The following is a 22,456-nucleotide window of genomic DNA, read 5'->3' on the forward strand; positions in this document are numbered from 1 at the left end:
AAAAAAATACAATTCGACGTGCATAGAAGAACTAATGTGTAAAATACTATATCTAACAGTTGGTGATTTTTACATGAACAGGTAAATTCACCACTTTGATCATCAGTAGAAAGTGAGGCAGCATTAGAATGAAAGCAACTGGAATCGTACGTCGAATTGATGATTTAGGCAGGGTCGTAATCCCGAAGGAAATTCGTAGAACTTTACGTATTCGAGAAGGAGACCCACTAGAAATATTTGTTGATCGCGATGGAGAGGTAATTTTAAAGAAGTATTCTCCAATTAGTGAGCTAGGTGATTTTGCAAAAGAATATGCTGATGCTTTATATGACAGCTTAGGACATAATGTGCTTGTGTGTGATCGAGATTCTATCATCGCAGTATCAGGCGTATCGAAAAAAGAATACTTAAATAAAAGTGTTGGCGATTTAATTGAAAAAACGATGGAAGAACGAAAGTCTGTTATTATGACGGATGAAAGTGATATCTCCATTATTGATGGTGTAACAGAAAAGGTTCATTCTTATACAGTTGGACCAATTGTTGCAAACGGAGATCCGATTGGAGCCGTCATTATTTTTTCAAAAGAAGCTATTATAAGCGAGATTGAGCATAAAGCGGTTAATACTGCTGCCAGTTTCTTAGCGAAACAAATGGAACAGTAAGGGTATATTGATTTTAGAAGTAGCAATCTTTCCTAATTATGATCTTTCTTTTTGAGAAATCAATTATTTGGAGATATATGTATATTGAATGAAGGTAGCACTTTGCTACCTTTTTTCGTTGAATATTTTTAACGTGTAGGAACTCATTATTACCCGTGTTGGGAAGGGAGTTTGTTCTTTTCTTTATGATATAATACGAGAGGTGAGAATAGAAAAAGGAGTTTTCTTGTATGGAAGCGAAGAAGTATCAAGCCTTTTGGCGTGGGGCTATTATATTAACGATTGCAAGTTTCGTTACAAAAGTATTAAGCGCTTTTTACCGTATTCCATATCAAAATATAGCGGGGGATATTGGATTTTATATTTACCAACAAATTTACCCGTTTTATGGATTTTGTTTAATTTTAGCTACTTATGGATTTCCTGTTATCATTTCGAAAATGGTTGCAGAACGATTAGAGCGGGGAAAACAAAAAGAAGCAGAAGAAATTATTTGTGTATCTTTTTGGTTCTTATTAGGAATTGGTTTTATAGGCTTCTTTACATTGTTTTTTGGGGCCGAAACAATTGCGGTAGCTATGGGCGATATACACTTAGATAAGTTACTACGTGTTATTTCATTTTCATTCTTATTGATGCCATTTTTGTCTGTAGCAAGAGGGTATTTTCAAGGATTTAATAATATGATGCCAACGGCTGTTTCGCAAGTAATAGAACAAACAATTCGAGTTTCTATTATTGTATTTTTATCGCTATTCCTAATTGCTCACGGATTTGATTTATATACAGTTGGTGCAGGGGCTATGTTAGGCTCAATTGCGGGTGGTCTTATTGGGATTATTGTACTTATATTGTATATGCGTCAAGATTTTCGTTCTATATTCTTCAAAAGTGCAGCGAGAATTAAGGGTAAAAGGAAGATAGTTAAAATCCTTTTTTGGCAGGGGTTAGCGATTTGTGTTAGTAATTTAGTGCTTATTTTTATACAGATGGCTGATTCAGTGTCCTTTTACAGCTTACTTATTGGTGCGGGAGAACAGGCTGAAAATGCAAAGGTATTAAAGGGTGTTTATGATAGAAGTATTCCGCTAATGCAATTAGGTACTGTTGTGACGACTTCTTTCTCGTTGTCACTTATTCCGATTATTACAGCGGCGAAGGAAAGAGGAGATCTTTCCTTTATTCAAGAAAAGGTAAAGTTAGCAGTGAAAATAACATGTGTTATTGGACTTGCAGCAGCTATTGGACTAACTTGTATTATTCAACCTACGAATATTATGTTGTTTGAAAACAGTGATGGATCAGATGTTTTATCTATTTTATCGTTATCTATTTTATTTAGTTCATTGTCAATTACGACAGCTTCTATTTTACAAGGATTGGGGCAAACGTTTAAGCCAGCATTATTTGTTGTATTTGGAGGTTGCTTAAAGTTAGCGTTAAATTATATATTCATGCCTTATTTTGGTGTGAAAGGTGCAGCCTTTGCGACTTTATGTGCGTTAATTATAATCTCTGGACTAAATACTTTGTTGCTTACGAGAGCTGTATCAGGGTCACTTATCAATAAGCGAAATATGTTAGGGATAGTAATTAGTGGTATCTGTATGGGATTTGTATTAATGATATTCACACGTGTGTTACAGATGTCTGGATTAGTAATTGATACGGAACATAGAGGAAGCGCGACACTTGAAGCGTTGTTAGGTGTAGCCATTGGCGGATTGACATATATGTTTTTTATTTTGAAATTACGTGTATTTACAAAAAAAGAATTAGGAACCGTTATGAAACAAGAGAAAAAAGAAGGTTCATTGAAGAAGAGTGGATAGAGGTGACTGGTTGTGAGTGGAATCATTACTATTTTAGGTTTAGGAGCTGGTGAATTAGATCAGCTAACGATGGGTGTATATCGAAAAATAAAAGAAGCAGACCATCTGTTTGTTAGAACGAAAGAACATCCAGTTATAGAAGAATTGGAGAAAGAAGGCGTACAATATACGTCTTTTGATGCTGTATATGAAGCACATGATACGTTTGAAATTGTATATGAAACAATTGCGAATAAATTGCTAGAACAAGCTGAAGGTACAGAAATTATCTATGCTGTTCCCGGGCATCCACTTGTAGCAGAAAGAACAGTTCAGCTACTGTTGGAAAAAGGAGAAGTTTCAAATGTTGAAGTGCGAATTGAGGGTGGACAAAGTTTCCTTGATCCTATGTTTGCAAGTCTAAAGATTGATCCGATTGAAGGATTCCAATTACTTGATGCTACATCATTTGAAAGAGGGCAATTAGAACTGCGTCAACATTTAATCTTTTGCCAAGTATATGATGCATTCGTTGCATCTGATGTGAAATTAACATTAATGGAGATGTTACCAGATGATTATGAAGTGTATATCGTAACAGCTGCAGGAACTTCATTTGAACAAGTAAAGAAGGTACCGTTGTACATGTTAGATCATGAAACGGAATTGAATAATTTAACGAGTGTGTACGTGCCGCCAGTTCAGGAGCGTGCGTCCTTGTATCAACAGTTTGATGTTCTTAGAGAAATTATTGCGGAACTTCGTGGTCCAAATGGTTGTCCGTGGGATAAAAAGCAAACACATCAATCATTAAAGAAATATTTAATTGAGGAAGCTTATGAAGTGTTGGAAGCAATCGATGAAGAGGATGATGATCACTTAGTAGAAGAATTAGGTGATATATTATTACAAGTTATGCTTCATGCTCAAATCGGAGAAGATGAAGGATGGTTCTCTATAGATGATATCATTCGAACTCTATCTGAGAAAATGGTTCGTCGCCATCCGCATGTGTTTGGAAATACGGATGTAAACAGCGCTGATGAAGTGATTGCAAATTGGGAAGAAATTAAAAAACAAGAAAAAGGATTCGTGAAAGAATCTGTTTTAAATGGCGTTCCCAAAAGTTTGCCGCAGTTACTACGCGCCTATGAAATTCAGAAGAAAGCTGGTAAGGTTGGATTTGATTGGGTTGATGTGCAACCGATGATAGAGAAAGCTTTGGAAGAATGGCAAGAGTTCCAACAAGAGGTTACAAATATGGATGAGAAAAAGATGCTGGGTGAGTTTGGTGATTTACTATTTGCATTTGTTAATATAGCTCGTCATTACAAAATAGATCCAGAAGAGGCGTTACGTTCAACTAATGAGAAATTTACTGGTCGTTTTTTATACATGGAGGCAAAAGTAGCTGAAATGAATAAAGAGATGAAAGATTTATCATTAGAACAGTTAGATGTTTTATGGGAAGAAGCGAAACAGACAGAGCGTTAATAGGGGGATTTGATATGCGTCTAGATAAGTTTTTAAAAGTATCACGTTTAATTAAAAGAAGAACATTAGCGAAAGAAGTAGCTGATCAAGGAAGAATATCTATTAATGGTCAAGTGGCAAAAGCAAGTTCTGATGTGAAAGTAGCTGACGAATTAACAATTCGTTTTGGTCAAAAAATAGTGACTGTGAAAATAAATGAATTAAAAGAAACAACTAAAAAAGAAGATGCAGCAAATATGTATAGCTTAGTTCGTGAAGAAAAAGTAAAAGCGGAAGAAGGCTTGTTCTAAAATCATTTATCCCCTCATACATTACTATTAGCTAGTAAAAACCTATGGGGGGATTTACGTGAATAATGGTTACTCACCTACGTCTTCTAATCAACAAAATGTTTCTGTAGAGCATGACATTATTATGCGTGGCAGGCGTATAATTGATATTACCGGTGTGAAGCAGGTAGAGAGTTTTGATAGCGAAGAGTTTTTACTAGAGACCGTAATGGGTTTTTTAACAATTCGTGGTCAAAATTTACAAATGAAAAATTTAGATGTGGAAAAAGGTATTGTGTCGATTAAAGGGAAAGTTAATGAGATGCTGTATATTGATGAAAATCAAGGGGAAAAAACTAAAGGTTTCTTTAGTAAGTTGTTTAAATGAGCTTAACAATTCAGTTGTATACAATGCTTTCAATGATTGGAATGGGTGCTTGGATTGGAGCGTCTTTAGATACATATCAACGTTTTTTAAAGCGCCAAGAACGTAAACGTTGGCTTGTATTTATACATGATATATTATTTTGGATTGTCCAAGCATTATCCGTCTTTTATGTATTGCTTCTCGTAAATGAAGCTGAGCTACGTATATATGTGTTTTTGGCATTATTATGTGGTTTTGCGGCATATCAAAGCTTACTGAAGGCACTATACATGAAGCTGTTAAATTTTCTCATCTATATTTTTATGCAAACAACATATTTTTTTGTTCGAATTATACAGCTACTCATGATAAAACCTGTTATTATTATAGCGCAGCTATTTATTGCATTTATATTATTCTTATTTCGTATACTGCTTTCAATTGGACATGTGTTATGGAAAATGGTGATTTGGATATTACTTTTCATATGGAAAGTTTTTTTCTGGCCTGTTCGATTTATTGCTTCGCTCATATGGAAACTTCTCCCTAATCGTGTTAAACTTTTTATAGTGAAACATATAGGGTTCCTGCAATATATAGCAAAATTGAAGGGACATATCTTCCAACTATGGGAGCATATAAAAAAGAAGTTAGGGGGACCTCGGAAATGAGGGAACTGAGACAAAGAACAATCGAAAAACAGAGTCCAAATCCTGTTAAAGAGCATATAATACAAACGGATGAGAACAGGAAGCGACTTTATCGCCGTTTAGCGGTTTTTCTTGTCTTTACTTTTACAATTATTGCGAGTATTAGTGTAACGTTTTATCAACAAAACAGTTCCATTAAAGCAAAAGAAGCAAAAGTTAAGGACATGAAAAAAGAACTGGATTCATTAACGAATAAAGAAAAAAGTCTAAAAGACGAAGTTCAAAAGTTAAATGATGAAGAGTACGTATTAAAGATTGCTAGAAGGGATTATTTCTTCTCTGGTAAAGGGGAGATAATTTTTCCTGTTTCTAAGTAGAGTATGTCTTATTGACACTATATTTTAGGATTATATATAATAAAGTAAAATTTGACTTTTTAACCACTAAGGAGGAGCATTTTTTTTATGTCAATCGAGGTAGGCAGCAAGTTACAGGGTAAAGTAACAGGTATTACAAATTTTGGGGCTTTTGTGGAGCTGCCAGAGGGCTTAACGGGTCTTGTTCATATTAGTGAAGTTGCTGATAACTATGTAAAAGATATTAACGATCACTTAAAAGTGGGCGACCAAGTAGAAGTAAAAGTTATTAATGTTGAAAAAGATGGAAAGATTGGTTTATCTATCAAAAAAGCGAAAGAACGTGAAAAAACAGAAGGAGATCGTCCACGCGGTGAGTACCAACGCGGTGGTGATCAACAACGTTCTGGACGTCCACAACGTAATAATCGCTCTTTCAACAGAGATAATCGCGGTGGCGGTAACGACCGAGCTCCGAAAGAAACATTTGAGCAAAAGATGGCACGCTTCTTAAAAGATAGCGAAGATCGTTTAACTTCTTTAAAGCGTAACACAGAGTCTAAACGTGGTGGCCGTGGCGCGCGTCGCGGATAATAAGGACGTTTAGTTTTTAACATATAGAGAGGTACCCAGAGTGATGGCTCAGGGTGCTTTTTTATATGTTAAAAATATTTTTAAAAAAGTTTTTGAGATGTGTTGACTTTAATTAGTATCTGATGTAAGATACTAATTGTCCGTTAAATAAGACGACATGGCGGTGTAGCTCAGCTGGCTAGAGCGTACGGTTCATACCCGTGAGGTCGGGGGTTCGATCCCCTCCGCCGCTATATTTAATTTAACGGCCCGTTGGTCAAGTGGTTAAGACACCGCCCTTTCACGGCGGTAACACGGGTTCGAATCCCGTACGGGTCATCTAAAAAGATCATGCAAATTTGCATGATCTTTTTTTGTTAAATAAATTAAGATATACAACACTTCTACAAAATCACCCTATATTTTCTGAATATTTAATTAAAATCTCAAAAATAACTTACATACCGTGTATATCTGTAGAGTTATTTCGAATAAAAAGTCGAACGATTATAAAAGTGAAAACTGTTGTTTTGACAAAAAAACCAACAATCATCTTTTATAATGACAGTAATTAAACTATGCAGGTGGTGTTAAAAATATGCCTAAAGCAGGAAGGAATACTATGAATACAAGTGCATTGGCAATGAATGAGAGTCAGCTTGGAGGAATAAAGTGGACGAGTAAGTTGCGAATGAAATTTGAGCAAGTTTTCTTTAGATGGGGATTTATTATTGTTGTTATTGGTTTTCTTTTGGGACGAGCATATATATTAACAAATATTTTACCGTTTGCACTGCCATTTTTTGCTGCTGTTTATGTTATGAAGCGGGATAAGATGCCGCTAGCATTTTTAGCTCTAATGGGAGGAGCTCTTTCGGTATCGATAGATAATTTGTTTTTTACCTTTGCATCTATCTTTACCTTCTTCATTTATAATATCTTCTTTAGTCGATTTACACGTAAAACTGTTGGACTTGTTCCATTTCAAGTATTTATCTCCGCATTAACCGCACACTTAGTTGTTGTATATTTTGCGCAACAAACTGTCACCATGTACGATTTACTCGTTAGTACCATTGAGGCTGGGCTTAGTTTCGTATTAACTATGATATTTTTACAAAGCGTCCCGCTTTTAGTGGAAAGGAAAGGAAAACAACAGGCATTAGAGACGGAAGAAATTGTTTGTTTGATTATATTACTAGCATCTGTTTTAACGGGTACAACAGATTGGTTTGTATATGATGCTTCTATTCAACATATTTTTACAAGGTATTTAGTGCTAGTATTTGCATTTATTGCAGGTGCTGCCACAGGATCCACAGTAGGGGTTGTAACAGGACTAATATTAAGTTTAGCAAATGTGTCTAGCTTGTCTCAGCTTAGCCTTCTTGCTTTCTCTGGATTGCTTGGTGGATTGTTAAAAGAAGGGAAGCGTTTAGGTGTTAGTTTAGGTTTATTAATTGGGACAAGCTTAATTACATTATATGTGGACAAACAGACAAATATTGTAACAACTTTAATTGAGTCAGGTGTAGCGATTGTTATCTTCTTATTAACACCGAAGCTTGTTTTGGATCGTATTGCTAAATTTATGCCAGGTACACAAGAGCATTCGCAAGATCAACAACAATATTTAAGAAGGATGCGTGATGTTACGGCAAATAAAATCAACCAATTTGCAAATGTATTTGCTGCTTTATCTAATAGCTTTTCTGTATATGGGTATGTAGAGGAAGAAGATAAAGAGACAGAAGCAGATTTGTTTTTGAGTACAATTACTGCGAAAACATGTCAAACATGCTTTAAAAAGGATCAATGCTGGGTAGTGAATTTTGATAAAACGTACGATTATATGAAACAAATAATGAATGAAACGGAAGAAGGAACCCTGCAACATAATCGTAAATTAGTTCGTGAGTGGGACAAGCATTGTGTGAGAGGGAAAAAAGTGACGGATTTAGTAGCGGGTGAATTAGATCACTTCTATGAGGGACAAAAATTACGAAAACAAATGAAGGAAAATCGTAGAATAGTAGCGGAGCAACTATTAGGTGTATCAAAGGTTATGGAGGATTTTGCTAAGGAGATACAACGAGAGCGTGAAAATCATCAAGTGCAGGAAGAACAGATTATGCAAGCATTCCGTGATTTTGGTGTCGAAGTAGAGCATGTTGATATTTATTGTTTAGATAGAGGAAGTATTGATATTGAAATGTTAATTCCAGTTGCATCTAATGAACATGGTGAATGTGAAAAGTTAGTTGCACCGATGCTTTCGGATATCCTTAAAGAAAATATTGTCGTTAAACATGAAGAAAAGTCTTCTTATCCAAATGGCCATAGTTTAATATCATTTGGTTCGGCGAAGACGTATTCTCTTGATACAGGATTGGCTACAGCTGCAAAAGGCGGTGGATTTGTTTCGGGTGACTCTTATGCGATGATGGATTTAAGTGTTGGTAAATATGCACTTGCAATTAGTGATGGTATGGGGAATGGGCAAAGGGCTCATATGGAAAGTAAGGAAACGGTGAAATTATTACAAAAAATACTCCAATCGGGCATTGATGAAGAAATAGCAATTAAGTCTATCAATTCAATTCTTTCTTTGAGAACGACAGAAGAGATGTTTACGACGTTAGATTTAGCTATGGTAGATTTGCGGGATGCGAGTGCAAGGTTTTTAAAGATTGGATCGACGCCGAGTTTTGTTAAACGCGCAAATAATATTTTGAAAATTGAAGCAAGTAATTTGCCGATGGGAATCATTGAAGATGTTGAAGTTGATGTGGTGGGTGAACAATTAAAAACGGGCGATATTCTTATTATGATGAGCGATGGGATTTTTGAAGGAGCACAGCATGTGGAGAATCATGAATTGTGGATGAAACGAAAAATTAAAGAATTGCAAACCGAAGACCCGCAAGAAATAGCTGATATCATTATGGAAGAAGTGATTCGCTCTTGTGATGGTTATATAAATGATGATATGACTATTGTAGTGGCAAAAGTGAAGAAAAATATGCCGAAGTGGGCTACGATTCCGATTGTAGGAATGCAGGCGCAGTAAAATGTAAGTGGAATGTTTATCTATAATTTGATTTTAAAAACCTAGGTGAATACCTAGGTTTTTTTGTGGAAAAAGGTAATGTTATTAATTTTGTGAATATACACGGAGGATGTAAGATAAAAATGTAATTTTTGTATATCTTTTTTTTGCACAATGTTTGTAAAAGTTGTACCATTGTAGACAAGGCAACTAACGTTGCTGTTCTTGTTTAATGAAAGGTGATTACGAAGTTGAAAGATACATTTGTTGAAAAAGTAGATGACTTTGTAAAGCAGCATGATGTATTAAAGAATGATTCAACAATTGTTGTGGGAGTTTCTGGTGGTCCTGACTCGTTAGCGCTTTTATATTATTTATTAGAAAAAAGAGCGGAAAAACAGTTAAAAATTGTAGTAGCTCATGTGGATCATATGTTTAGAGGTGATGAATCTCATGAGGATTTACGGTTTGTGCAGGGCCTTTGTGAAGAACTGGGAATTATTTGTGAAACGATAAGGATTAATGTATCACAATATCAACAGCAATACGGAATGAATGCACAGGTTGCTGCTAGAGAATGCAGATATGCATTTTTGGAAAGAATAATGAAGAAATATGATGCAAGATATGTTGCTCTTGGACATCATGGAGATGATCAAGTCGAGACAATTTTAATGCGTCTTGTAAGAGGGAGTACTCCGAAAGGATATGCAGGAATTGCAGTGAAGCGTCCTTTTCATAATGGGTATTTAATTAGGCCGTTACTTGGGGTAACGAAGGAAGAAATTGTTGATTACTGTAATAAGCTAAATTTAATGCCACGTATAGATCCGAGTAATAAAAAGGAAGTATATACAAGGAATCGATTACGTAAATATGTCCTTCCTCATTTGAAAGAAGAAAATCCACAAGTGCATGAGAAATTCCAAAAGTTTAGCGTGCAGATGCAAGAGGATGAGGCTTATTTGCAGGAATTAGCTTTTGAGAAAATGAATAAAGTAATTACAAAAAAAAGTGATAAACAAATTAGCTTATCAATTCCTGCCTTTGAATCCATGTCTATGCCTTTACAAAGAAGAGGGATTCAACTAATATTAAACTATCTTTATGAATATAAGATTCCATCTTCTCTTTCTTCCATACATATTGACAAGGTGATTGAGTTTTTTAAGCGGACACAACCTTCAGGTTCACTTGATTTTCCAGGTGATTTGAAAATTGTTCGTACATACGAGGAGTGTAGCTTTAGATTTAAACAAGAAATTGTTTCTCCTTTTTTACAAGATTTATCAGTACCCGGGACCATTACGCTATTGAACGGGGATGAATTTGTAACAGAGGTGAGCGAAGATATACCAAGTAACATGAATGAAACAGTATTTGTTGCTAAGTATAATGATATATCATATCCACTTCGTATTCGTTCTAGGGAAAATGGAGATCGCATGTCAATACAAGGTATGAATGGCACGAAAAAGATAAAAGCTATTTTTATCGAAGCAAAAGTACCGAAAGAAAAAAGAGAAGAATGGCCGGTCGTTTGTGATGCAAGTGGGACCATTATTTGGATACCCTTGTTGAAGCGATCTGCATTTGCAATTTCGAAAGAGATGGCAAAGAAGGATAAATATATGATTATTCACTACAAAAGCAAGGAGTCTTCCGGGAGGATAATGAAATGATGAATCAAGATATCGAAAAAGTATTAATTTCTGAAGAGCAAATACAAGAAAAGGTGCGCGAACTAGGTGCAATTGTTGCAGAGGATTATAAAAACACAGTACCTCTTGCAATTGGTGTATTAAAAGGCGCAATGCCATTCATGGCAGATTTATTAAAGAGAACAGATACATATCTTGAAATGGATTTTATGGCTGTATCTAGTTACGGTCACTCTACAGTTTCAACAGGCGAAGTGAAAATTTTAAAAGATCTTGATACTTCTGTAGAAGGTCGCGATATTTTAATCGTCGAAGATATTATTGATAGTGGTCTTACACTAAGCTACTTAGTAGACTTATTCAAATATCGTAAAGCGAAGTCTGTAAAAATTGTTACATTATTAGATAAGCCAACAGGCCGTAAGGTTGATCTGAAAGCGGATTATGTTGGATTTACTGTTCCACATGAATTTGTAGTAGGATATGGATTAGATTATAAAGAGCAGTACCGTAATCTTCCTTATGTAGGCGTATTAAAACCAAGCGTTTACTCAAATTAATTAAATATAGGCTTCACAATTGTATAGGAAAGTTTTTCTATGTTACGATTTACTATAGTGTTTATGCCGTGAGAGGAGGTTAGGAATGAATCGTATCTTCCGTAATACCATCTTTTATTTACTGATATTCTTAGTAGTAATTGGAATCGTGAGCTATTTTAATGGTTCGACACAAAAAACGACATCAGTTAGCTACGACAAATTCATTACTAAACTAGAAAGCGGTGAAGTGCGTAATGTGCAACTTCAACCGAAAAATGGTGTATTTGAGGTAAAAGGACAATTTAATAACTCTAGCCAAGGAGAACAATTTGTTACTTATGCACCAAATACTGAGGAATTACAAAAGAAAATTAATGATAAAGCGAAAGGTGCCGAAGTTAAGTATCAACCAGCAGAAGAAACAAGTGCTTGGGTAACATTCTTTACTTCAATCATTCCATTTGTCATCATCTTCATTTTATTCTTCTTCTTATTAAACCAAGCTCAAGGCGGCGGTAGCCGTGTTATGAACTTCGGGAAAAGTAAGGCGAAGTTATATAATGATGAAAAGAAAAAAGTTCGTTTCAGAGATGTTGCTGGTGCGGATGAAGAGAAACAAGAACTTGTTGAGGTAGTTGAATTCTTGAAAGACCCTCGTAAGTTCTCTGAAGTTGGTGCTCGTATTCCAAAGGGTGTCCTATTAGTTGGACCTCCAGGTACAGGTAAAACTTTATTAGCACGTGCTGTTGCAGGTGAGGCTGGCGTTCCATTCTTCTCTATCAGTGGTTCTGACTTCGTAGAGATGTTTGTGGGTGTCGGTGCATCACGTGTACGTGATTTATTTGAAAATGCAAAGAAAAATGCTCCTTGTATCATTTTCATTGATGAAATTGATGCAGTAGGGCGTCAACGTGGCGCAGGTCTTGGTGGTGGCCATGATGAGCGTGAGCAAACGTTGAACCAATTACTTGTTGAAATGGATGGATTCGGTGCAAACGAAGGTATTATTATCATCGCTGCGACAAACCGTCCTGATATTCTTGATCCAGCATTATTACGTCCAGGTCGTTTTGACCGTCAAATTACAGTAGATCGTCCAGATGTAAATGGCCGTGAAGCTGTACTGAAGGTGCATGCTCGTAATAAACCGCTTGATGAGAATATCAACTTAAGAGCAATTGCAACTCGTACGCCAGGATTCTCTGGTGCTGATCTTGAAAACTTATTAAACGAAGCTGCTTTAGTAGCTGCGCGTCAAGATAAGAAGAAAATTGATATGAGTGACATTGATGAAGCAACGGATCGCGTTATTGCAGGTCCGGCTAAGAAAAGTCGTGTTATCTCTGAAAAAGAACGTAATATCGTTGCTTTCCATGAAGCGGGTCATACTGTAATTGGTGTTGTTCTTGATGAAGCTGATGTCGTTCATAAAGTAACAATTGTCCCTCGTGGTCAAGCTGGTGGATATGCAGTAATGCTTCCGAAAGAAGATCGTTACTTCATGACAAAGCCAGAGTTACTTGATAAAATCACTGGTTTACTTGGTGGTCGAGTAGCTGAGGAGATTGTATTTGGTGAAGTGAGTACAGGTGCTCACAACGATTTCCAACGTGCGACGGGCATTGCAAGACGTATGGTTACAGAATTCGGTATGAGTGATAAGCTTGGACCAATGCAATTTGGTAGTTCGCAAGGTGGTCAAGTGTTCTTAGGAAGAGACTTCCATTCAGAGCAAAACTACAGTGATGCAATTGCACACGATATCGATGTAGAAATGCAAACGATTATGAAAGAATGTTATGCTCGTGCAAAAGACATTCTTACTGAAAATCGTGATAAGCTAGATCTTATTGCAAAAACGTTACTTGAAGTAGAAACGTTAGATGCTGAGCAAATCAATCATTTATGTGATTACGGCAGATTGCCAGAACGTCCAACATCTTCAGATGATGTGAAAGTAAACATCAACATGAAGAAAGACGATGAAGATAAAGAAGATAAGTAAGAAACGAAGGAGTGACTATCGTCACTCCTTTTTTGTTTGTTAAAACCTTTGTTAATTACTATTGAGAACTTAGTGGATAAAGTAATTTAAGTAAAACTAGTATTAAAAATTGAAATAGAGAGCAATCTTTTTGTAAAATGATGAGGATAGGAAAGCTGATTATATAAGTATGTGTGATATGATGTTTTTATAAGTTTTATACATACTGCACAAATATAGATTAAATAAGATAAGTGGTGAGAATATGATTTTTGTATTGGATGTAGGGAACACAAATGCTGTACTAGGTGTGTTTGAAGAGGGGGAACTTCGTCAGCATTGGCGCATGGAAACAGATCGTCATAAGACAGAAGATGAATATGGAATGCTTGTAAAGCAATTGCTTGAGCATGAAGGTCTTTCGTTTGAAGATGTGAAAGGTATTATTGTGTCTTCAGTCGTACCACCAATTATGTTTGCTTTAGAGCGCATGTGTGAAAAATATTTTAAAATTAAACCGCTTGTAGTAGGGCCTGGGATAAAAACAGGGCTAAATATTAAATATGAAAATCCGCGTGAAGTAGGCGCAGACCGAATTGTAAATGCAGTAGCAGGAATCCACTTATATGGAAGTCCGCTTATTATTGTTGATTTTGGTACGGCTACTACATATTGTTATATTAACGAAGAAAAGCATTATATGGGTGGAGTTATTACGCCAGGAATTATGATTTCAGCAGAGGCTTTATATAGCAGAGCAGCAAAACTTCCTCGTATCGAAATTACAAAACCAAGCAGTGTAGTTGGGAAAAATACAGTAAGTGCGATGCAATCGGGTATTCTTTATGGTTATGTTGGACAAGTGGAAGGTATTGTTAAGCGTATGAAAGAAGAAGCTAGACAAGAACCTAAAGTTATTGCAACAGGTGGATTAGCAAAATTAATTTCCGAAGAATCGAATGTAATTGATATTGTAGATCCATTTTTAACGTTAAAAGGTTTATACATGTTATATGAACGTAATGCAAATTTACAGCATGAGAAAGGTGAATAAATACGTATGAAAGATTATTTAGTAAAAGCGTTAGCGTTTGATGGAGAAGTGCGTGCGTATAGTGTACGTACAACAAATACAGTAAGTGAGGCGCAAAGACGTCATGATACATGGAGAACAGCTTCAGCGGCACTAGGGCGTTCTTTAACTGCGGGTACAATGATGGGCGCAATGTTAAAAGGTGAGCAAAAGTTAACGATTAAGGTAGAAGGTAACGGTCCGATTGGTCCTATCTTAGTAGATGCTCATGCAAATGGAGATGTACGTGGTTATGTAACGAATCCGCATGTTGATTTTGAAGGAACAGAACAAGGGAAGTTACGTGTATATCAAGCGGTAGGTACAGAGGGGTTTGTAACTGTAATTAAAGATATTGGAATGCGTGAACCGTTTATTGGTCAATCTCCAATCGTTTCAGGAGAATTAGGAGAAGACTTTACGTATTATTTTGCAGTTTCTGAACAAACGCCTTCTTCTGTAGGTGTTGGTGTTCTTGTAAATGGAGATGATAGCATATTAGCGGCAGGTGGATTCATCCTTCAAATTATGCCGGGTGCGCAAGATGAAACGATTTCATTTATTGAAGACCGTTTACAAAAGATTCCACCTGTATCAACGTTGATTGAACAAGGACTTTCTCCGGAAGAGCTACTATATGCAGTTCTTGGAGAAGATAAAGTAAAAGTATTAGAAACAATGGATGTTCAATTTAATTGCACATGCTCACGCGAGCGTATTGAGAGTGTATTAATTAGTTTAGGTAAAACAGAGTTAGAGCAAGTTCGTGAAGAAGAGGAAGAGACAGAAGTTCACTGTCATTTCTGTAATGAACGATACAAGTTCTCTAAAGAAGATATTACAAATTTAATCGAAAATTTGTAATAAGGGAATTAAGAGGAGCAATCCTCCAAATGAATTGACAAACAGGGAATTTTCTGACAAAATCTAAATATAGATAAAACCAATAAAAATACTCGGTGTTAGGAGTGACAGGAATGCGAGTGGCACAATCAGTTTCAGAATTAATCGGGAAAACGCCGATCGTTAAGTTGAACCGCATCGTAGAATCAGACAGCGCAGATATATACTTAAAATTAGAATTTATGAATCCGGGGAGTAGCGTTAAAGATCGTATCGCATTAGCTATGATTGAAGATGCTGAAAAAAATGGATTATTAAAAGAGGGCGATACAATCATTGAGCCGACAAGTGGTAACACAGGAATTGGTTTAGCGATGGTAGCGGCTGCTAAAGGATATAATGCAATCTTAGTAATGCCAGAAACAATGAGTATTGAGCGTCGTAATTTATTACGTGCTTACGGTGCGGAATTAGTATTGACTCCAGGGCCTGAAGGAATGGGTGGAGCAATTCGTAAAGCGACTGAATTAGCAAAAGAGCATGGCTACTTTATACCACAACAGTTCAAAAACCAATCGAATCCAGAAATTCACCGTTTAACAACAGGTCCAGAAATTATTGAACAAATGGGTGACCAATTAGATGCGTTTATTGCAGGTATTGGTACAGGTGGAACGATTACTGGTGCTGGTGAAGTACTGAAGGAAGCGTATAAAGATATTAAAATTTATGCAGTAGAACCTGCAGATTCACCAGTATTATCTGGTGGGAAACCAGGTCCACATAAAATCCAAGGAATTGGGGCGGGATTTGTTCCGGAGACGTTGGATGTAGAAGTATATGATGAAATTATTCAAGTGAAAACAGAGCAAGCATTTGAATATGCGAGAAGAGTGGCTAAAGAGGAAGGTATTTTAGTTGGTATCTCTTCAGGCGCAGTTATTTATGCAGCAACAGAAGTTGCGAAAAAGTTAGGTAAAGGGAAAAAGGTACTTGTTATTATCCCGAGTAACGGTGAACGTTATTTAAGTACACCACTTTATCAATTTGAATCATAATTAAACGCGATTGAAAAAGCATCCTTGAAAAAGGGTGCTTTTTCTTTTGGGATTGGAAATAGGAAAAGAGTGAATGACTAGAAAACTTCATGTAAAATAAGAGGTAGTATAATTAAATTATTTTCACTAGCCTTCGAGTATAATCAATCTCTATATAAATAACTTATGTAGTTTGAGCTGGTTAATCTAAGAGGGTGGGATAAAAGAAGACGGGGTGTTGATATGCAACGAAGAAAATCTTTAGCGCTTTCTATTCCATATCAGTTAGATTTCTTTAAGCAATATAAATTTCTTTCTCAGGGTAAATCGCAACATATTTTGTTAGAAAGCGGCCGTGGCGGTCGTTATAACATTGTAGGGCTGAACCCAGTAGCGGTAATCCGAGGGAAGGATGAAACGTTACATATAAGTGAAAGTGGTAAGGAAACAATAAAACGAGGGAATCCGTTAGATTTAATGCAAGAATATATGGAACAATGGAAGACGGACTATAACCCAGAGTATCCGCCTTTTCAAGGTGGTGCAATTGGCTATTTCAGTTATGACTGTATCCGTTATATTGAAAAGCTGCCTTCTCTTGCGGAAGATGATATTAATATACCTGACATCTTCTTTTTATTATTTGATGACGTATTTGTCTATGATCAAAAAGAACAAGTGTTATGGGTTATTACGCATTATGTAGATAAATATGAAGAGGCAAAAGAACGGCTAAATGAGTGGAAGAGTCTTTGGATGACAGAAGCGCCTGAAGTGACTGTGCCCTTTGAAAGTCCTGAAAAGAAAAGTGAAGCAGTTGCTTTTACTGAAGCCGGCTTTATGAAGGCAGTTGAATGTATTCAAGAATATATTGGGGCGGGTGATGTGTTCCAAGTAAACTTGTCGACGAGACAAGAAAGAACGTTACAGACACACCCACTAGAAATTTATACAAGTCTTCGTGAAATTAATCCATCTCCATATATGGGTTACCTGGAGCTTGGGGATTTTCAAATTGTTAGTGGATCGCCAGAGTTGTTAATTAAGAAACAAGGAACTGAAGTAAGTACAAGACCAATTGCTGGAACGAGATCTAGAGGCGCGGATGAGCAAGAGGATGAAGAATTAGCAAGAGAATTAATTGAGAACGAAAAAGAAAGAGCAGAGCATGTAATGCTTGTGGATTTAGAAAGAAATGATTTAGGACGTGTTTGTAAATATGGCACTGTAGAAGTGGATGAATTTATGGTAATTGAGAAATACTCACATGTTATGCATATTGTTTCTAATGTGCGTGGTGAGGTGGAAGAAGATAAAGATGCTTTTGATTTAGTGAAGGCTGTATTCCCTGGGGGGACAATTACTGGTGCCCCGAAAATACGTACGATGGAAATTATTGAGGAATTAGAACCTGTTCGAAGAGGGATTTATACAGGTTCAATCGGTTGGATTGGTTATTCTGGAGATACAGAATTGAATATTGTAATTAGAACGCTTCTTGCTAAAGATGGAAAAGCTCATGTACAAGCAGGGGCGGGAATTGTAATTGATTCAAATCCAGAAAATGAATATAAAGAGTCGTTAAAAAAGGCGATTGCTTTATGGCGTGCAAAAGAACGTAGCGAAGAAACGGTTAGGTGAGAGAAATGATATTAATGATTGATAATTATGATTCTTTTACATTTAATTTAGTGCAGTTTCTTGGAGAACTTGGACAAGAGCTCGTTGTTAAACGTAACAATGAAGTGACCATTTCAGATATTGAGAATATGAAACCAGATTTTCTAATGATTTCTCCAGGTCCATGTAGTCCTAATGAAGCAGGGATTAGTATGGAAGTTATTAAACACTTTGCTGGAAAGATTCCGATTTTTGGAGTTTGTCTAGGGCATCAATCCATTGCACAAGTGTTTGGTGGAGAGGTTGTCCGTGCAGAACGATTAATGCATGGGAAAACGTCGCTTATGCATCATGATGGAAAGACGATTTTTTCGGATATTCCTAATCCGTTTACTGCGACGCGCTATCATTCCCTTATTGTTAAGAAAGAGACGTTACCCGATTGCTTAGAGGTAACATCTTGGACAGAGGAAGGAGAAATTATGGCACTTCGTCATAAGACATTGCCGATAGAGGGTGTGCAATTCCATCCGGAATCTATTATGACTTCTCATGGGAAAGAGTTGTTACAGAATTTCATTTGTAAATACAGTCCAAGTGCAACGTTATGTTAATTTACGTAAATGGTCAGTATGTAGAAGCAAGTGAAGCGAAAATTTCTCCTTATGATCATGGTTATTTATATGGTCTTGGAGTTTTTGAAACGTTTCGTATTTATAATGGTCATCCTTTCTTATTGGATGATCATTATGACCGTTTAATAGAAGCGCTGGATACATTGCAAATTAAATGGACAATGACAAAAAATGATGTGATGCTTATTTTGAAAGATTTACTCGCTAAGAATGAATTGAAGCATGCATATGTACGTTTTAATGTATCAGCGGGTATAGATGAAATAGGATTACAAACGGAAATGTATGAAGAGCCTTCGGTTATTGTTTTTATAAAACCTTTAACAGCTCCAGGAGATGTAGTGGAAAAAGAAGGTGTTATTCTAAAACAAGTGCGAAATACACCGGAAGGAACATTTCGTCTGAAGTCTCATCATTATTTAAATAATATTTTAGGGAAGCGTGAAATTGGAAATGTTGTGAGTAAGGAAGGTATTTTTCTTACTGAAGCAGGTTATGTTGCAGAGGGTATTGTTTCCAATCTATTTTTTGTGAAAGGTGATGTTTTATATACACCTTCGTTAGAGACAGGGATTTTAAATGGTATCACTCGTGCGTTTATTATAAAGAGTGCTGAAGAATTAAATATAGAAGTAAAGGAAGGTTTCTTTACAAAAGATGAGCTACTTTCAGCGGATGAAGTCTTCGTAACAAACTCCATTCAAGAAATTGTTCCGCTTTATCGTATAGAAGCGCAGGATTTCCCGGGTAAAGTAGGAGTGGTTACAAAAAGTTTAATGTACCTTTATGGAATGCAAAGAGAGAAATTATGGAGCAGAAATGAATTACGAAGAGGAGATGTGTAGTTTGAAGTGGGATTATGATTTACGCTGCGGCGAATATACATTGAATTTAAATGAAAAGACATTAATTATGGGGATTTTAAATGTAACACCAGATTCGTTTTCTGATGGTGGGAGTTACAACGAGGTAGATGCTGCGGTACGTCACGCAAAAGAAATGCAAGGTGAAGGGGCTCATATTATTGATATTGGTGGCGAATCTACTCGCCCGGGTTTTGCTAAAGTATCAGTAGAAGAAGAAACAAAGCGAGTTGTCCCGATGATTCAAGCAGTTTCAAAAGAAGTAAAATTGCCTATATCTATCGATACATATAAAGCTGAAGTTGCAAAGCAAGCAATTGAGGCTGGTGCTCATATTATTAATGATATTTGGGGAGCGAAGGCGGAGCCGAAAATTGCTGAAGTCGCAGCTCATTACGATGTACCCATCATTTTAATGCATAACCGCGATAACATGGATTATCGTAATTTAATGGCGGATATGATTGCTGATTTATATGACAGTATTAAAATTGCTAAAAATGCTGGTGTGCGAGATGAGAATATTATTTTAGATCCAGGTATCGGTTTTGCGAAAACACCTGAGCAGAACTTAGAGGCGATGCGTAATTTAGAACAGTTAAATGTGCTAGGTTATCCGGTTCTCTTAGGTACTTCGAGAAAGTCCTTTATTGGGCACGTATTAGATTTGCCAGTAGAGGAACGCCTTGAGGGAACGGGAGCTACTGTTTGTCTTGGTATTGAAAAGGGCTGTGAGTTTGTTCGTGTCCATGATGTGAAAGAAATGGCGCGTATGGCTAAAATGATGGATGCGATGATTGGTAAGGGGGTAAGGTAATTGGATAAAATTTATATCCATGATATGGAGTTTTATGGTTATCATGGCGTGTTCCCAGAGGAGAATAAATTAGGTCAGAGATTTAAAGTTGACTTAACGGTGGAGTTGGATTTAAAGCGTGCAGGGGAAAGTGATGACTTAGAGCATTCGGTCAATTATGGAGAGCTTTTCGAATTATGTAGAAAAGTTGTTGAGGATAGAAAGTATAAGCTTGTGGAGAGTATCGCTGAAAATATTGCTGCAGATATATTAAAACAATATGAAAGTATTTCGCGCTGTACAATTAAGGTAATTAAGCCGGATCCACCGATACCGGGTCATTATCGTGCTGTAGCAGTAGAAATTACGAGAGAACGTCCATGAACAATATAGCTTACATTGCATTAGGGTCAAATATTGGAGAGCGTTATACGTATCTAACCGAAGCGATTCAGTTTTTAAATAAAAATCCTTATATTCAGGTTGATGATATTTCATCTGTATATGAAACTGAGCCAGTTGGCTATACTGACCAAAGTTGCTTTTTAAATTTAGTTATAAAAATTTCTACCAATTTATCACCACAAGAATTATTGAAAGTAACACAAAAAGTAGAAAATGACCTAGGAAGAAAAAGGGAAATTAGGTGGGGGCCGAGGACTATCGACCTTGACATTTTACTTTATAATCAAGAGAATATTGAAGCAGAGAATCTTATTGTTCCGCATCCGCGGATGTTTGAAAGAGCTTTTGTTATCGTTCCGTTGTTAGAAATTAATCAAGACATAAAACAAAACATTTCATGTTCACAAGTAGAAGAAATGAAAAGGCGAGAGGGAGTAACGGTATGGAAGCAGAAAAATGGGGAAGACGCATTCGTGCTTTTCGAAAGCTAAAAGGTTACACACAAGAAGGTTTTGCTAAAGCACTAGGGGTATCTGTATCTGTTTTAGGTGAGGTTGAGAGAGGGAATAGATCGCCTTCTCAAGATTTTGTAGTAGAAGTTGCTAAGGCATTAAATGTTTCGATAGAGGAATTAATGCCAAAGTGATTGTACAGGAAGGAGTAGATTGATTGTTAAAGATTGCAAATATCGAGATGAAAAATCCGGTTGTACTAGCACCGATGGCGGGAGTGTGTAACTCTGCATTCCGTTTAACAGTAAAAGAATTTGGTGCCGGCTTAGTTTGTGCTGAAATGGTAAGTGATAAGGCAATATTGCTTAATAATAAAAGAACATTAGATATGTTATATATCGACGAGAGAGAAAAGCCATTAAGTTTACAAATTTTTGGTGGAGAGAAAGAAACTCTTGTAGATGCTGCGAAATATGTAGATAAATATACGACAGCAGACATAATTGATATTAATATGGGTTGTCCAGTGCCGAAAATCGTTAAATGTGATGCTGGAGCAAGGTGGCTTTTAGACCCGAATAAAATATATGAAATGGTAGCAGCGGTTGTAGATGCTGTTGAAAAGCCGGTTACAGTTAAAATGCGTATCGGTTGGGATGAAGAACATATTTTCGCAATAGAAAATGCTAGGGCTGTTGAGCGTGCTGGTGGCCAAGCTGTGGCGGTTCACGGACGTACACGAGTGCAAATGTATGAAGGAAAAGTGGATTGGGATATTATTAAACAAGTAAAACAATCTGTAAATATCCCGGTTATCGGAAATGGTGATGTCGCAACGCCGCAAGATGCAAAGCGTATGCTTGATGAAATTGGTGTAGATGGTGTTATGATTGGTCGTGCTGCTCTTGGAGATCCGTGGATGATTTATCGTACGGTAAAGTATTTGGAGACAGGTGAATTAATGCCGGAACCAACAGTGCGCGAGAAAATTGATGTATGTATGTTGCATCTAGATCGTCTTATCGACTTAAAGAATGAAAGTGTCGCTGTAAGAGAGATGAGAAAACATGCAGCTTGGTATTTAAAAGGTGTTCGTGGTAATGCGAGTGTACGTAATGGTATTAATGCTTGTAACACACGGGAAGACCTTGCGAATGTGTTAGGTACATTTGTAGAAGAAGTGGAAGCGAAACAACAAACAATTTACGTTGGTTAATAATGGACATAGGAGATTGACATTCTTCTATACACTTCCTATAATTACGTGAAAGAAAGAAGAGCTGCCAGTTAGTTGCTGGCAGTTTTTCTAGTT

The 22,456-nt window shown here is 36.6% G+C and carries 23 protein-coding genes and 2 tRNA genes; all 25 read left to right on the forward strand.

Features of this window, described 5'->3' with window-relative positions; translation table 11 throughout:
• The first annotated feature begins 128 nt into the window (after positions 1-128).
• The gene (gene spoVT, locus NST27_RS00305) at positions 129-665 is read left to right on the forward strand and encodes a stage V sporulation protein T (RefSeq protein WP_000648302.1); all 537 of its coding nucleotides are present in this window, start codon (positions 129-131) and stop codon (positions 663-665) included.
• 230 nt (positions 666-895) lie between these two features.
• Positions 896-2,497 (forward strand): putative polysaccharide biosynthesis protein, encoded by a 1,602-nt coding sequence (locus NST27_RS00310; RefSeq protein WP_000387588.1) that lies wholly within the window; start codon positions 896-898, stop codon positions 2,495-2,497.
• Between the two features lie 12 nt (positions 2,498-2,509).
• Complete coding sequence (mazG, locus tag NST27_RS00315) at positions 2,510-3,970, forward strand: nucleoside triphosphate pyrophosphohydrolase (protein ID WP_000014241.1); 1,461 nt, start codon at positions 2,510-2,512, stop codon at positions 3,968-3,970.
• A 14-nt stretch (positions 3,971-3,984) separates the two neighbouring features.
• Positions 3,985-4,260 carry an RNA-binding S4 domain-containing protein gene (locus tag NST27_RS00320; RefSeq protein WP_001234876.1) on the forward strand — a complete coding sequence of 92 codons (276 nt, stop codon included), beginning with the start codon at positions 3,985-3,987 and terminating at the stop codon, positions 4,258-4,260.
• 58 nt (positions 4,261-4,318) lie between these two features.
• The gene (gene yabP / locus NST27_RS00325; protein ID WP_001059104.1) at positions 4,319-4,627 is read left to right on the forward strand and encodes a sporulation protein YabP; all 309 of its coding nucleotides are present in this window, start codon (positions 4,319-4,321) and stop codon (positions 4,625-4,627) included.
• Positions 4,624-5,277: a spore cortex biosynthesis protein YabQ gene (gene yabQ, locus NST27_RS00330; protein WP_000059777.1), complete on the forward strand. Its 654-nt coding sequence runs from the start codon at positions 4,624-4,626 to the stop codon at positions 5,275-5,277. The genes yabP and yabQ overlap by 4 nt, the downstream gene beginning before the upstream one ends.
• The gene (gene divIC, locus NST27_RS00335) at positions 5,274-5,633 is read left to right on the forward strand and encodes a cell division protein DivIC (protein WP_001208739.1); all 360 of its coding nucleotides are present in this window, start codon (positions 5,274-5,276) and stop codon (positions 5,631-5,633) included. Before yabQ ends, divIC begins: the two co-directional genes overlap by 4 nt.
• Positions 5,634-5,720: 87 nt before the next feature.
• Complete coding sequence (locus NST27_RS00340; RefSeq protein ID WP_000021451.1) at positions 5,721-6,206, forward strand: S1 domain-containing RNA-binding protein; 486 nt, start codon at positions 5,721-5,723, stop codon at positions 6,204-6,206.
• 159 nt (positions 6,207-6,365) lie between these two features.
• A tRNA-Met gene (locus NST27_RS00345) sits at positions 6,366-6,439 on the forward strand.
• A 13-nt stretch (positions 6,440-6,452) separates the two neighbouring features.
• Positions 6,453-6,524: transfer RNA gene (locus tag NST27_RS00350), tRNA-Glu, on the forward strand.
• A gap of 259 nt (positions 6,525-6,783) precedes the next feature.
• The gene (gene spoIIE, locus NST27_RS00355; RefSeq protein ID WP_001123552.1) at positions 6,784-9,255 is read left to right on the forward strand and encodes a stage II sporulation protein E; all 2,472 of its coding nucleotides are present in this window, start codon (positions 6,784-6,786) and stop codon (positions 9,253-9,255) included.
• A gap of 230 nt (positions 9,256-9,485) precedes the next feature.
• Positions 9,486-10,916 (forward strand): tRNA lysidine(34) synthetase TilS, encoded by a 1,431-nt coding sequence (gene tilS / locus NST27_RS00360; RefSeq protein WP_000655466.1) that lies wholly within the window; start codon positions 9,486-9,488, stop codon positions 10,914-10,916.
• Positions 10,913-11,455 carry a hypoxanthine phosphoribosyltransferase gene (gene hpt / locus NST27_RS00365; protein WP_000981844.1) on the forward strand — a complete coding sequence of 181 codons (543 nt, stop codon included), beginning with the start codon at positions 10,913-10,915 and terminating at the stop codon, positions 11,453-11,455. Before tilS ends, hpt begins: the two co-directional genes overlap by 4 nt.
• 85 nt (positions 11,456-11,540) lie before the next feature.
• The gene (gene ftsH / locus NST27_RS00370; RefSeq protein ID WP_001079672.1) at positions 11,541-13,442 is read left to right on the forward strand and encodes an ATP-dependent zinc metalloprotease FtsH; all 1,902 of its coding nucleotides are present in this window, start codon (positions 11,541-11,543) and stop codon (positions 13,440-13,442) included.
• A gap of 244 nt (positions 13,443-13,686) precedes the next feature.
• Positions 13,687-14,475, forward strand: coding sequence for a type III pantothenate kinase (locus NST27_RS00375; RefSeq protein ID WP_000578368.1), 789 nt, complete (start codon positions 13,687-13,689; stop codon positions 14,473-14,475).
• A 6-nt stretch (positions 14,476-14,481) separates the two neighbouring features.
• The gene (gene hslO, locus NST27_RS00380; protein ID WP_000656372.1) at positions 14,482-15,357 is read left to right on the forward strand and encodes a redox-regulated molecular chaperone HslO; all 876 of its coding nucleotides are present in this window, start codon (positions 14,482-14,484) and stop codon (positions 15,355-15,357) included.
• A gap of 113 nt (positions 15,358-15,470) precedes the next feature.
• A complete protein-coding gene (cysK, locus tag NST27_RS00385; RefSeq protein ID WP_001261719.1) occupies positions 15,471-16,394 on the forward strand; it encodes a cysteine synthase A in 924 nt (307 codons plus the stop codon).
• Positions 16,395-16,616: 222 nt separating this feature from the next.
• Positions 16,617-18,014: an aminodeoxychorismate synthase component I gene (gene pabB, locus NST27_RS00390; protein ID WP_001189719.1), complete on the forward strand. Its 1,398-nt coding sequence runs from the start codon at positions 16,617-16,619 to the stop codon at positions 18,012-18,014.
• A 5-nt stretch (positions 18,015-18,019) separates the two neighbouring features.
• Complete coding sequence (gene pabA, locus NST27_RS00395) at positions 18,020-18,607, forward strand: aminodeoxychorismate/anthranilate synthase component II (protein WP_000602308.1); 588 nt, start codon at positions 18,020-18,022, stop codon at positions 18,605-18,607.
• Positions 18,601-19,473 (forward strand): aminodeoxychorismate lyase, encoded by an 873-nt coding sequence (pabC, locus tag NST27_RS00400; RefSeq protein WP_000909873.1) that lies wholly within the window; start codon positions 18,601-18,603, stop codon positions 19,471-19,473. Before pabA ends, pabC begins: the two co-directional genes overlap by 7 nt.
• Positions 19,448-20,308 (forward strand): dihydropteroate synthase, encoded by an 861-nt coding sequence (gene folP, locus NST27_RS00405; protein ID WP_033689757.1) that lies wholly within the window; start codon positions 19,448-19,450, stop codon positions 20,306-20,308. The genes pabC and folP overlap by 26 nt, the downstream gene beginning before the upstream one ends.
• Positions 20,309-20,671: a dihydroneopterin aldolase gene (gene folB / locus NST27_RS00410; RefSeq protein ID WP_000358062.1), complete on the forward strand. Its 363-nt coding sequence runs from the start codon at positions 20,309-20,311 to the stop codon at positions 20,669-20,671.
• On the forward strand, positions 20,668-21,183 hold the full coding sequence (folK, locus tag NST27_RS00415; RefSeq protein WP_001059447.1) for a 2-amino-4-hydroxy-6-hydroxymethyldihydropteridine diphosphokinase: 516 nt from the start codon (positions 20,668-20,670) through the stop codon (positions 21,181-21,183). Before folB ends, folK begins: the two co-directional genes overlap by 4 nt.
• A complete protein-coding gene (locus NST27_RS00420) occupies positions 21,135-21,338 on the forward strand; it encodes a helix-turn-helix domain-containing protein (protein WP_000387024.1) in 204 nt (67 codons plus the stop codon). Before folK ends, NST27_RS00420 begins: the two co-directional genes overlap by 49 nt.
• A 23-nt stretch (positions 21,339-21,361) precedes the next feature.
• Positions 21,362-22,360, forward strand: a complete 999-nt coding sequence (dusB, locus tag NST27_RS00425) for a tRNA dihydrouridine synthase DusB (protein ID WP_000912255.1) — start codon at positions 21,362-21,364, stop codon at positions 22,358-22,360.
• The last annotated feature ends 96 nt before the right edge of the window (positions 22,361-22,456 follow it).

It is taken from the genome of Bacillus sp. FSL W8-0770 (assembly GCF_038008705.1).
GTDB lineage: Bacteria > Bacillota > Bacilli > Bacillales > Bacillaceae_G > Bacillus_A > Bacillus_A cereus.